Below are 13,183 nucleotides of genomic sequence, written 5' to 3'. Positions count from 1 at the left end.
CGGACTATAAACAGAATTATGAACATTTATACGCAACGTCTTGATATATCAACCCTCAGCGCTGAGCAGCAAGCCGTGGTTGATGGCCAAAAACAGGCAGAAAACTTTTTATATTTAGATTTCGATACCCGTCAGCGTAGCCGTTTTAAAGCAGAAACAGAGCACCAAGAATCTATTGGTGTTGATTTGCCACGTACGGAAACCATTAAGAATGGCAGTGTTTTAGCAGATCATCAAGGCAACTTGATACAAATTATGGCCGCCAAGCAAGGCTTAATCAAAGTGACTGCCGATAATGACTTTGACCTTATGAAAGGCGCTTACCATTTAGGCAACCGCCATGTGCCTTTAATGCTGACCCCTACCGCACTGTACTTTGAGCCTGACCATGTTTTAGAAGCGATGCTACATCAACTTGGCCTACATACCCAAGCCGTACAAGCGCCGTTTGAGCCAGAAACGGGTGCCTATAAAGGCAATCAAGGCGGACATTCTCACTCTCATGCTCATAATCATCATGCTCATAATCATCATGGTCATAATCATCATGATCACGACCATTCACATACCCACGGCAACTCTCATGACTAATCATGCCACGCACTCCCAGCAATCTGCCCATACCGCACAAGGTATAAATAATCTGAATAATACAGAGGTAACTGGACGTTTGCTCATGCTGGCGTCAAGCAACTTACCTATTGGCAGTTATACCTACTCGCAAGGTATAGAACCTGCTATTGAGTCAGGGCTTATTCATGATGAAAGCAGTAGCATGGACTTTATGAGCGATTATCTGGAGCTGGCATTATGTCGTTATGAGCTACCGCTACTAGCGCTCATTATTGAAGCCCTTATGATTGAGGACGTCGCACTTGCTGATGCTTTAGGTGCAGATTACTACGCTAGCCGCGAAACCAAAGAATTCATCTATGAGTCAAGTCAATTGGCACTGTCTTTGTCCGCATGGCTTGATAATGTCCTTGAACTCAACGTGCCTGATAGCTTACTCTCCCATGGGTTTTTGCCACTATTTGCCCATATCAGCTCGCACTGGCAATTTAATCCTGTACAAGCCATGACCACTTACGCTTTTGGCCAAATTGAAAATATGGTGCTGGCTGCGGTCAAAACTGTACCACTTGGACAAATGGCAGGACAGCGTATTATTTGGCAGCTGCAACAGCTACTAAGCCAACAAATACAGCCACTGGCTGCTAGCGTCAGGCAAAGTTTTTTGTACGCTCAAGGCATGCCGTTAATGGCAGATAGCTCTGACATAACGATATCAAAGCTAAATCTACTTTATCAACAGCTACAAATATCAGCCAACTTACCAAATTTAGCGCTCCTATCTTGCCAGCATGAAAGGCAATACAGCCGCTTATTTCGCTCTTAATCGCTGATAACCCAAACACTTATTGAGGACATTTATTTATGGCACTAACCCCTAAAGTCGAAAACAAACATTCAGACATGACATTATCACCACTACGCCTAGGTATAGGCGGTCCTGTAGGCTCAGGAAAAACGGCGTTGACGCTAAGACTATGTCAACGCCTGCGGGATGACGTCAATATGGCAGTGGTAACTAACGATATTTATACCAAAGAAGACTCTGAATTTTTAACCCGCCATGAAGCCATGCCAGCTGAACGCATTCGCGGTGTTGAAACCGGTGGCTGCCCGCATACGGCCATTCGTGAAGATGCCTCAATTAACCTATCTGCCATTGCCGAATTACAAGCCCAATTTACAGGTCTCGAGCTTATTATTATCGAATCTGGTGGTGACAATTTGGCAGCAACTTTTAGCCCTGAACTATCCGACTTAACTTTGTATGTCATTGATGTTTCAGCCGGCGATAAAATCCCTCGCAAAGGCGGGCCTGGTATCATGAAATCGGACTTACTCATTATCAATAAAACCGACCTTGCCCCTCTCGTAGGTGCGTCACTTGAGGTGATGGCACGTGATGCCAAAAAAATGCGTGGCGATAAGCCTGTGGTCTTTAGTAACATGAAAACAGGCGAAGGCCTCGATGATATTGTTGCCTTTATCCTTGATAAAGGCATGATAAACGTGGCGTAAGACCATGCCTATAATGCCACATGCTAAAACAGATACGTTATGTTCCACCGCAGTACTGGTATCGCTTTGATACTGAATTCACTATACGTAAAAATTTCACCAACAAAACGTCAGCGGCTAGTGGATTAGCATTGTTATCATTAAAAAAGCCGAATGCTACGATTGAAAGTAGTATTCGGCTTTTTAGTCATATTTTCTAACCGTTAGAAAGAAGTACGGCGATATTCGCGGTATTTAGGTAACCAGAAGTTAGCTTTTAATCGACGTTCTAAGTTTTCCGCCGTGACTGGTAATGCCAATTTATCTTCGATCGCTTGCAGAGCAACTGCATAGGCTATTTTTTCACTGATTTCTCTAATGAACTTGATGGGCGGCAATATGGCACCTGGCGCTTTTTCATATTCTACTGAGATATCTGCCAGTGCTTGGCTTGCCGCCGTCAGCATATTATCGCTGATACCTGTCGCCCGTGCTGCCAATACACCTAGGCCAATACCAGGGAATATATAGCTGTTATTACACTGAGAGACCTCAAAAGACTGACCTTCAAAAGTGGTATTAGGAAAAGGACTGCCTGTTGCAACAATGGCCTTACCACGACTCCAGTTAGTCACTTCTTGCGGTGTGGCTTCTACACGAGACGTTGGATTTGAGAGCGGCAATACAATAGGATGTTCAGTATTAGCACATAAAGCTTCGACTACCTCTTGCGTAAAGAGACCTTTTTGTCCGCTTACGCCAAACAAGACCGTTATTCTTGCTTGTTTAACCACTTGTGCTAACCCAAGTTTTTGACTCTTATCCCAATGTTCAATATCTGTTTCTTTTTGCACTAACGGTGTTTGGAATTTTTGTAGCTCTGTCATGCTATCGGTTAGCAGACCATAACGATCAACCATAAACACCTGTCTGCGAGCCTGCTCTTCTGTTAACCCTTCACGCTGCATCTGACGAATAATGTGCTCAGCGATACCGCAACCTGCAGATCCTGCACCCAAGAAAGCAATATTTTGTTGACTAAGTTTCTGGCCTTTATTTAAACATGCTGCAATCAATGTACCGACTGAAACAGCAGCCGTTCCTTGAATATCATCGTTAAAGCAACATAGCTGATCACGATATTTATTCAATAATGGGGTCGCATTTTCCTGTGCAAAATCTTCAAATTGCAATAACACCTCGGGCCAACGACGCTTAACAGCCTGAATAAACAAGTCTACAAATTCATTATACTCATCGCCAGAAATTCGTGGATTTCTCCAGCCCATATACATAGGATCGTCAAGCAACTGCTGATTATTGGTACCGACATCTAACAAAATAGGTAAGCAATAAGCTGGACTAATACCACCACAAGCGGTGTATAAAGCCAATTTACCAATTGGAATTCCCATACCGCCAATACCTTGGTCACCTAAGCCCAAGATACGTTCACCATCAGTAACCACGATGACTTTTACGTTTTGTTTGGTGGCATTTTGCAGCATGTCATCGATTTTATGACGTTCAGGATAAGAGATAAATAAACCACGTTTACGGCGATAAATTTGAGAGAATTTTTCACAAGCTTGCCCAACCGTGGGGGTATAGATGAGCGGCATAACTTCCTCAATATGCTGCTCAATCAAATGGTGAAATAATGTCTCATTAGTGTCTTGTATATTACGCAAATAAATATGCTTATCCATATCACTGGTAAATGAGCGTAGTTGAAGATAAGCACGTGATGACTGCTCTTCAATCGTCTCAATATTATGAGGTAATAGACCGGTTAAATTAAAGCTATCGCGCTCCTCTGATGAAAAAGCACTGCCCTTATTCAATAAAGGGGTTTCTAATAGTGCAGGACCTGCAAAGGGGATATATAACGGACGTTGGTTTAACATGATAAAATCTTCTTATTAAAAGTATGGGGTAGTACAAGGCTAATGGATTAAATATTTTTATCGATTCATTAAACAAATGAAATTATTTAAATTTCTGTTTTGCTCTAGCTTGCTCAAATTCGTTCAAACTGACCTACTTAAAGGGTTGATATCTATAATAAATACAATGTCTTTTGTAAACTCTCAACATTGATAATGAAAGGTTTTTTATTGTATTTTCTTAATTAAATAAGTCGTTTTTAGCAGCTCTTGAAGACATCCTACAACTGAAATAGCAATTATGAATTATTTCAACCGAAGCATAAAAGAATAAATAGGACTAATGTCGGCTATTCACACAAAACAGTTACTGTAATAGCCTTGCCAATTCTAGCATAAAGGTTATTTAAAAACACCTTGTTACAACTTACTATTAGTGCTATATTTTAAGCAGTTGATGAGTATCTACACTTTTCAACCAAAACCTCTTATTTTATCCTTCGTAAAAATCGTTACCGCAAGAACACCATAAAAAGAACGCAGTAAGTAGTTAAGTGACCAATCACCTGCAACTCCTTTCTTTGACATGGTTAATTTTTTAGATCTCAAAAACATAAAAACCACACTGTATGAGTCAGGAAGACTCTTGCATTACATTCGCATGAACCCCTGCTTATACTATTATCGTGCCCCTTAATATGCACTTACAAGGATGTAGAATCATGTCACTACAAAACCCCATTTTTATTCCTGGCCCTACCAATATTCCTGACAGATTACGTCGCGCGATGAATGTGCCGACGCAAGATCACCGTGCGCCTGATTTCTCAGACACGTTCCTACCAGTGCTTGCTGATTGTAAAAAAGTATTTGGTACTCTAGATGGCGAGATTATCCTATTTACCTCTAGCGGTACCGGCGGCTGGGAAGCTGCGATTAGCAATACCTTGTCACCTGGCGATAAAATCCTAATCGCACGCTATGGTATGTTCTCTCATCGCTGGATTGATATGTGTCAGCGCCACGGACTTGATGTACAAGTTGTTGAATGCGATTGGGGTACAGGCGCACCTGCTGATCAGTTCCAGAGAATCCTAAGCGAAGACACTGCACACGAAATCAAAGCTGTTATGGTCACCCATAACGAAACCGCGACAGGTGTGTTAAGTGATATTGGCGCGGTTCGCACAGCCATGGATAGCAGTGATCACCCTGCTTTGTTATTCGTAGATGGTGTTAGCTCAATTGCTTGTGTGCCTTTTGAGATGGATGCTTGGGGCGTAGACGTTGCGGTTGCCGGCTCACAAAAAGGCTTTATGCTCGCAACAGGTATGGCAATATTGGGCGTCAGTCAAAAAGCCTTGGGTCATATGGAAGAGGCGAAGCTGCCACGTACTTATTTTGCTTTTCGTGATATGTTAAATGCCAATGCCAACGGCGGCTTTCCTTATACACCCCCATTAAATCTCATCTACGGTCTAAGAGAAAGTCTTGAGATGTTGTTTGACGAAGGTCTTGAGAATGTCTATGCACGTCATTACCGTCTAGCTGAAGGCGTACGCCAAGCCGTTAGCGCATGGGGTATGAAACTGTGTGCAAAAACACCTGACCTCTATTCTCATACCGTCAGCGCCATCTTCGTTCCTGAAGGCTTTGATAGTAATAAGCTGACCGATCATGCTTTTAATAAATACGGTATCTCTTTTGGTATCGGTTTGGGCGAGATGAATGGTAAAGCGTTTAGAATCGGTCATCTAGGTTCATTAACTGAAGTTATGATACTAGCAGGGCTTGCAACGATTGAGATGGCGATGGTTGATTTGGGCTACCCTATTAAACTCGGACAAGGCGTTGCTGCTGCGCAAGAGTATTATCGCAACAGTGCACCAACGAAATAAAAGCTATTAGATATCTAGCCATTAAACAACGAGACATTAAACAAAAGATAAAGGACTATTTTTTATGATCACAAACGATAATGGATTAGTGATTCCAACCCTTGATGATATGTTAGAGGCGCATGAGCGCATCAAACCCTATATCCATCGCACCCCTGTTTTGACCTCTCGCTTTTTAAATGAGCTGGCTGGCTGTGAGATGTTCTTTAAATGTGAGAACTTTCAAAAAGCGGGTGCGTTTAAGGTACGTGGCGCATCAAACGCAGTGTTTGGTCTCTCTGACGAAATTGCCAAAAATGGCGTCTGTACACACAGCTCAGGTAACCATGCCCTATCTTTATCTTATGCTGCAGGCCAGCGTGGTATACCATGTAATGTGGTGATGCCGCATAGCGCGCCAGAAGCCAAAAAAGCAGCCGTTCGTGGCTATGGCGGCATCATCACCGAATGTCAGCCATCAACCACATCACGTGAAGAAGTCTTTGCCAAAGTTCAAGCAGAAACAGGCGGCGACTTTGTCCATCCCTATAATGACCCACGTGTAATCGCCGGACAAGCGACCTGCTCACGTGAATTTTTAGAGCAAATGGAAGAGATTGGCGAGAAACCTGACATGGTTGTGGCACCCATTGGTGGTGGCGGTATGATTTCAGGGACGTGCTTGACGCTATCGAACTTAGCACCTGATGTCAAGATCTATGCTGCAGAGCCAGTAAACGCTGATGATGCTGCGCGCTCTTTTAAAGCCGGTCATATTATCGCTGATGATGCACCAAGCACGATTGCTGATGGCTTAAAAGTCCCGCTTAAAGATTTGACTTGGCATTTTGTTAGCAATTATGTGACTGATATTTTGACTGCGACCGAAGAAGAAATCGTTGAAGCGATGAAACTGACTTGGACACATATGAAAATTATCATTGAGCCAAGCTGTGCTGTACCGCTTGCTGTCATCCTAAAGAATAAAGACGTTTTTGCCGGTAAAAAGGTTGGCGTCATCATCACTGGTGGTAACGTTGATCTTGACAAATTGCCTTGGAATTTAGGTATCAATAACTGAGTACCAATTAAGCGTTAACTAAGCGCCAGTAATGCGCAAGTTTAAACGGCTTTTTATAACACTAACTCATAACATGGAAGAATTAAAATGACAATGACTGCCGAATTAGAAGTAGGTTACAACGTACCCGCCGCTGTTGGTATGGACGAAGCTGACATTCAAACCCCTTGTTTGATCTTGAATCTTGACGCCCTTGAGCGTAACGTCAAAAAAATGGGCGATTACGCCAAAGCGCATAATATGCGCCATCGTAGCCACGGTAAAATGCACAAATCCGTAGACGTACAAAATTTACAAGAAGAGCTTGGCGGCGCTATTGGCGTTTGCTGTCAAAAGGTTTCTGAAGCAGAAGTATTCGTCCGTGGTGGCATAAAAGACGTATTGGTATCAAACCAAGTCCGTAATCCAGCCAAGATTGAGCGCTTAGCCAATTTACCTAAGATGGGCGCGAACATTACCGTCTGTGTCGATGATGTCGATAACGTCGCTGAATTATCTGCTGCTGCAACCAAAGCAGGCACTGAACTGAACTGCTATATCGAAATCGATTGTGGCGCTGGACGCTGCGGTGTCACTACTACTGAAGCGGTTATTGAGATTGCCAAAGTAATTGATGCCGCTGAAAATCTAAACTTCACTGGTATCCAAGCTTATCAAGGCGCGATGCAACACATGGACAGCTTTAGCGATCGTAAAGCGAAAACACAAATCGCTATCGATCAAGTACAAGAAGCTATCGATGCACTTACTGAAATCGGTCTTAAGCCAGAATTTGTATCTGGCGGCGGTACAGGTAGTTATTACTTCGAAAGTAATTCAGGTGTTTTTAACGAATTACAGTGTGGCTCTTACGCGTTTATGGATGCCGATTATGGTCGTATTCTAGATGAAGACGGCAACCGCATCGATGCTGGTGAGTGGGAAAATGCCTTATTCATCCTAACGTCTGTGATGAGCCATGCTAAGCCTGACAAAGCCATCGTTGATGCGGGTCTAAAAGCTCAGTCTGTCGATAGTGGTCTACCATTCATCTATGGTCGTAATGATGTTGAATATGTCAAATGTTCAGACGAGCATGGCGTAGTCAGCGATCCAAACGGCGTACTTGAAATCAATGAAAAACTAAAACTGGTACCGGGTCACTGTGATCCTACTTGTAACGTTCATGATTTTTATATTGGTGTACGTAACGGTAAAGTTGAAACCGTATGGCCAGTATCTGCACGCGGTAAAATGTACTAAGAACTGTATTAGGAACTATAAGCTAAATTAGTACCATTTTATCCGTTTAGTTTAGATGGGCTGTTGTAGCTTTAGCCTACAGCAGCCCTTATTTATTTAAAGTATTCAAGAATTACAAATTAAAAAGCATAAAAAGGAATTTATAATGAGTGAAGCAAATAGTGTTAATAATGACGAAGGTTTATTGATCGTATCAGAAGACGCTTGCAAATCGGTGATTGATCGCCCTTCTGCCTTTATCGCCGTTGAAAATGTTTTTGCGTCAATGTCACGAGGGGACGCCTATAACTTCCCTGTTATCCGCGAAGCCATTGGCTATGCTGATGCGTTATACGGCTTTAAATCAGGTTTTGACCGTGCAGGAAAATCACTAGGTCTAAAATCAGGTGGCTACTGGCCAGATAATGCGGCTAAAGGCTTGACCAATCATCAATCCACGATTTTCTTATTCAATCCAGATAATGGTAAATTGCGTGCACTGGTCGGCGGCAACTATTTAACTGCCGTACGTACCGCCGCCGCATCGGCCGTATCAATCGCCTATCTAGCACGTAAAGACAGCAAAGTACTTGGTATGGTTGGCGCCGGTCATCAGTCTACTTTTCAGCTACGTGCTGCACTTGAGCAACGCAATTTTGAAAAAGTAGTCGCTTGGAATAACAATAAAGACCGTCTCAAAAACCTACAAGCCGTCGCTGAAGAATTAGGGGTACCGTTTGAAGCCGTTGAGCGTGAGCAGTTATGTAGCGAGGCGGATGTAATCATTACCATTACTTCAGCGTTTGAGCCATTACTGATGAGAGAGTGGATCAAACCCGGTACACATATCGCCTGTATGGGCACCGATACCGTTGGTAAGCAAGAAGTTGATGTCAACTTAGTAGCGGCTGCTACTGTATTTACAGATGAAATCGCGCAATCAATCAGTCTTGGTGAAGCCCAGCATGCGATTAAATCTGGCGCTATTAAAGAGAGTGATATCACCACGCTTGGTGATGTTATTAATGGAGATCACCCAGGTCGTAGCTCAGATAATGAAATTACCTTGTTCGATGGTACGGGTATTGGTTTACAAGATTTAGCAGTAGCCTCTGCTGCCGCTAAGCTTGCCCTTGAAAAAGGCGAAGCTCAGCATATCTCGTTATAATCAGGATACTCGCCACTGTATTTTACAACCGCCAAGTAGGGAATTTATTTGGCGGTTTTTTATAATACTGATATAAGCAGCGGACGCTTATCACTACCTTCTTCTATAGTTAAAATATCTCAAAAACGCTACAGTGCTGCTGGTATAAATTTTTTGCAGCCTCTGTCTGCGTAGGCACAGCAAGCAAGAAAAATTAATATCAGCAGTACTTGATGTATCGATATTACTTTTCCCTGACTATATCTCAAATTTGTCTCAAGCCATCCACAATATTATATTTGAACAATCGCTCAATAACGATTACAATGCATAAATGTCATATTTTACGTATATCTGTGACTAAATTTTGAACAGTCATTTATAACATAACTATATGGAAAACTGGCTTATAGTAGGAATACAGCGTTATTCTTTGCTAGGTGATTCTTTACTACATGATGTTTTATATTATTTATCTGGATAATCCATGATTAAAAAAATAGTTTTGATATTCGCGGTCTTGATTGGTGTCATTGGCTTTTTTTATTTTGACCTCAATGAATTATTAACACTTGAGGGCTTAAAAGGCTCGATGGATCAGTTTGAGCAATACAAAACACAGTCGCCATGGTTAGTCATCGGCGGCTTTTTTTTGGTCTATATCTTAGTCACGGCATTATCTTTACCCGGCGCCGCTATTTTAACTTTGGCAGCGGGTGCTTTATTTGGTTTAGTACAAGGGGTATTGGTCGCCTCATTTGCCTCCAGTATCGGTGCTACATTGGCCTTTTTGACTTCGCGTTATTTGTTACGCGATACCATTAAACAGCGTTTTCCTGACCGTCTTGCCTCTATCGATGCAGGTATAAAAAAAGAAGGCGGATTTTATTTATTTACGCTACGCTTGGTGCCGATATTCCCCTTTTTTCTCATCAACTTACTGATGGGTTTGACTGCTATCAAAGCACGGACCTTTTATTGGGTCAGCCAAATCGGCATGCTTGCCGGCACTTTTGTATTTGTGAATGCGGGTACGCAATTGGCACAAATCGAGCAGTTATCTGGCATTTTGTCTTTTAATCTGCTGGCTTCATTTGCGTTATTAGGGTTATTTCCTCTGATAGCAAAGGGCATATTAACGATACTAAAGAAACGCCGTGTCTATAAAAACTATGATAAGCCCAAAAAATTCGACCGTAATATGATTGTGATCGGTGCCGGTGCTGGCGGACTTGTCACCAGCTATATTGCTGCGACCGTCAAAGCAAAAGTCACATTGATTGAGGCAGGTGAGATGGGCGGCGACTGCTTAAACTATGGCTGCGTTCCCAGTAAAGCGCTGATAAAAAGTGCAAAAGTGGTTGAGCAGATACGCCATGGCAAGCGTTACGGACTCAACAATACCCAACCGGATTTTACATTCAAGAATATCATGTCTCGCATCCATAAAGTCATTGCTGATATCGCTCCCAATGACAGTGTTGAGCGTTATACAGAACTGGGTGTCGAGGTATTAAAAGGCTATGCAAAGCTCATTGACCCATGGACGGTTGAGATTGACTTAAATGATGGTGGTACTCAGACCTTAACCGCGTGCTCTATCGTTATCGCGACGGGCGCACGTCCCTTTGTCCCAGACCTACCGGGTTTAGAAGAGACAGGTTATGTGACCAGCGACACTCTTTGGGATAAATTTGCACAACTTGATAAAGCGCCGAGCAAGCTGGTCGTACTTGGCGGCGGACCCATTGGCTGTGAGCTGGCGCAAGCCTTTGCTCGTTTAGGCTCTGATGTGACCCAAATCGAAAGAGGTGTGCGGCTGATGAAAAAAGAAGATGTCGACGTTTCTGTGTTTGCTCAAGAAGCACTGACTGAGAGCGGCGTTACTATCTTGACCTCACAGCAAGCAATTCGCTGTGAAACTCGGGATGGCAAAAAATATATTATCGTAGCACCAAAAGGCAGCACTGATGATCAACAAGAAACTGCCATTGAATATGACGAGTTGATTTGTGCAGTTGGTCGTAGTGCGCGCCTAGAAGGTTATGGGCTTGATACCTTGGGCATCGACACTGAGCGTACCATTGATACTGATGAGTACCTTGAGACCCTTTACCCCAATATCTATGCGGCAGGTGATATCGTAGGTCCTTATCAATTCACCCATGTGGCTGCTCATCAAGCATGGTACGCTGCGGTCAATGGCTTATTTGGTCATCTTAAAAAATTCAAAGTGGATTATCGCGTGATTCCATGGACGACGTTTATTGACCCAGAAGTAGCACGAGTGGGCTTAAATGAGCAAGAAGCGATTGATAAAGGTATCGACTTTGAAATCACACGTTATGACTTTAAAGACTTAGATCGGGCGGTGACCGAAAGCGCCAATCATGGCTTTATCAAGGTCATTACGCCAAAGGGTAAAGATAAAATATTGGGTGTGACTATCGTCGCTGAACATGCTGGTGACTTGATGGCTGAGTTTGTACTAGCCATGAAACACAATCTAGGGCTGAATAAAATGCTGGGCACCATTCATATCTATCCAACATGGGCGGAAGGCAATAAGTATGCCGCTGGCGAATGGAAACGCAATCATGCGCCTAAAAAAGCGCTGCAATTGCTTGAGAAGTATCATACTTGGCGTCGAGGTTAATTCATGCACCCTACTAGCTTGCCAGCAGCTATGAATAATAACCGTAATTTTCAATGGCAACAGAGGTTATACACGGATGAAACTGGTATTGGCTAGCATCTTTGCAGCAGCTAACGTATCGGTTTTATTGAGAATCGACTATACGCTTAGACGGCTCAAAACCGATAGAAACAAGCCCATCAAGGAGTTCAATAATGGCACATGAGATGTGGTGGCGTTTGGGCTTTTTCTTTAGCATATTGGTCATTATGATGCTCGTTGAACATAAGCATCCCGCACGGCAATCACCGATTAAAACCAGCACACGTTGGTTTGCCAACCTTGGGTTGGTATTTGCCTCTTCTTTTCTTGCCCGTTTAGCAGTGCCCATCGGGCTGACTACGGTCGCCATATATAATCAAAAAAACGGTATCGGTGTATTTAATTCAATTGAGATACCTGATGTTGCAGCTATTATTTTAAGCTTATTATTGCTTGATATTGTTATCTACTGGCAACATCGCTTGTTTCACCGAGTACCAATCCTCTGGCGCTTGCACCGTGTTCATCATGCTGATGCGCATATAGATGCCAGCACCGGGCTTAGATTTCATCCTATCGAGATAGTCCTAAGCATATTACTCAAGCTCATTGTCGTTAGTATGCTTGGTGTCCCTGCTATAGCGGTACTTATATTCGAGATTGCCTTAAATGGGTTAGCTATGTTTAATCATGCCAATATTCGGCTGCCACCCGTGATTGAGAAGCCTTTACGCTTGATTTTAGTCACGCAAGTCTTACACCGTATTCATCACAGCCAACGGGTCAGTGAGACCAACTCCAATTACGGCTTTAGTGTGACTTGGTGGGATTGGCTTTTTGGTAGCTACAAAAGTAAAGCCTCAAAACCTGACCAAGCGTTAGATATCGGTCTAACAGAGTACCCCGATGCCAAACAAAACGCCTCGCTATGGAGATTATTGCTCATGCCTTTTAAAAATAAACCCTCTATAAATCAATCCAATCAAAAGTAAATGTAGCATTTAACCATAGCTAGGCGGGTAAATACGGACAATCAATTGCTAGCAAAACCTTTAATTGTTAACCAGCATTACAAATATTTGAGCACTCATTCAAGTTATATTTGAGTGATTGCTCAAAATCATTTATAGTGGTGTCAGTTAACAAGTAGAAGGTGATACCTTTAAGATAATGGGCTCTAACTTTAATCACATATTATCGTTATTTTTTAACCTAAATGATTGA

General features: G+C 42.7%; 10 protein-coding genes. 9 read left to right on the top strand and 1 reads right to left on the bottom strand.

The features are described from left to right. The first annotated feature begins 18 nt into the window (after window positions 1-18). Genes ureE through ureG form a run of 3 tightly spaced genes read left to right on the top strand, consistent with a single transcriptional unit; the run spans window position 19 to window position 2,091 of the window. Window positions 19-591 carry an urease accessory protein UreE gene (gene ureE / locus AC0J5Y_RS04960; protein ID WP_475131804.1) on the top strand — a complete coding sequence of 191 codons (573 nt, stop codon included), beginning with the start codon at window positions 19-21 and terminating at the stop codon, window positions 589-591. Continuing rightward, entirely contained in the window at window positions 584-1,399 is an 816-nt protein-coding gene (locus tag AC0J5Y_RS04955; RefSeq protein ID WP_475131803.1) for an urease accessory protein UreF, read from the top strand. The genes ureE and AC0J5Y_RS04955 overlap by 8 nt, the downstream gene beginning before the upstream one ends. 38 nt (window positions 1,400-1,437) lie before the next feature. After that, complete coding sequence (gene ureG / locus AC0J5Y_RS04950; protein ID WP_475131802.1) at window positions 1,438-2,091, top strand: urease accessory protein UreG; 654 nt, start codon at window positions 1,438-1,440, stop codon at window positions 2,089-2,091. Window positions 2,092-2,294: 203 nt separating this feature from the next. On the opposite strand, the gene AC0J5Y_RS04945 is transcribed toward ureG, so the two are convergent. Next, entirely contained in the window at window positions 2,295-3,977 is a 1,683-nt protein-coding gene (locus AC0J5Y_RS04945; RefSeq protein WP_475131801.1) for an NAD-dependent malic enzyme, read from the bottom strand. Between the two features lie 701 nt (window positions 3,978-4,678). On the opposite strand from AC0J5Y_RS04945, the gene bhcA reads away from it, so the two are divergent. The 6 genes from bhcA to AC0J5Y_RS04915 all read left to right on the top strand — a co-directional run bounded on the left by bhcA (window position 4,679) and on the right by AC0J5Y_RS04915 (window position 12,951). After that, window positions 4,679-5,854 (top strand): L-aspartate--glyoxylate aminotransferase BhcA, encoded by a 1,176-nt coding sequence (gene bhcA, locus AC0J5Y_RS04940; RefSeq protein ID WP_475131800.1) that lies wholly within the window; start codon window positions 4,679-4,681, stop codon window positions 5,852-5,854. Window positions 5,855-5,918: 64 nt separating this feature from the next. Then, on the top strand, window positions 5,919-6,914 hold the full coding sequence (bhcB, locus tag AC0J5Y_RS04935) for a beta-hydroxyaspartate dehydratase BhcB (RefSeq protein WP_475131799.1): 996 nt from the start codon (window positions 5,919-5,921) through the stop codon (window positions 6,912-6,914). Between the two features lie 87 nt (window positions 6,915-7,001). Beyond that, the gene (gene bhcC, locus AC0J5Y_RS04930; protein WP_475131798.1) at window positions 7,002-8,156 is read left to right on the top strand and encodes a 3-hydroxy-D-aspartate aldolase BhcC; all 1,155 of its coding nucleotides are present in this window, start codon (window positions 7,002-7,004) and stop codon (window positions 8,154-8,156) included. A gap of 145 nt (window positions 8,157-8,301) precedes the next feature. Continuing rightward, a complete protein-coding gene (bhcD, locus tag AC0J5Y_RS04925) occupies window positions 8,302-9,303 on the top strand; it encodes an iminosuccinate reductase BhcD (RefSeq protein ID WP_475131797.1) in 1,002 nt (333 codons plus the stop codon). A gap of 466 nt (window positions 9,304-9,769) precedes the next feature. Then, window positions 9,770-11,938: an FAD-dependent oxidoreductase gene (locus tag AC0J5Y_RS04920; protein WP_475131796.1), complete on the top strand. Its 2,169-nt coding sequence runs from the start codon at window positions 9,770-9,772 to the stop codon at window positions 11,936-11,938. 194 nt (window positions 11,939-12,132) lie between these two features. Continuing rightward, complete coding sequence (locus AC0J5Y_RS04915; RefSeq protein ID WP_475131795.1) at window positions 12,133-12,951, top strand: sterol desaturase family protein; 819 nt, start codon at window positions 12,133-12,135, stop codon at window positions 12,949-12,951. The last annotated feature ends 232 nt before the right edge of the window (window positions 12,952-13,183 follow it).

Source organism: Psychrobacter sp. TS_SC_6, assembly GCF_056156305.1.
Note: the sequence above shows the minus strand (reverse complement) of the source record. Positions and strands in the feature narration are given on the sequence as shown.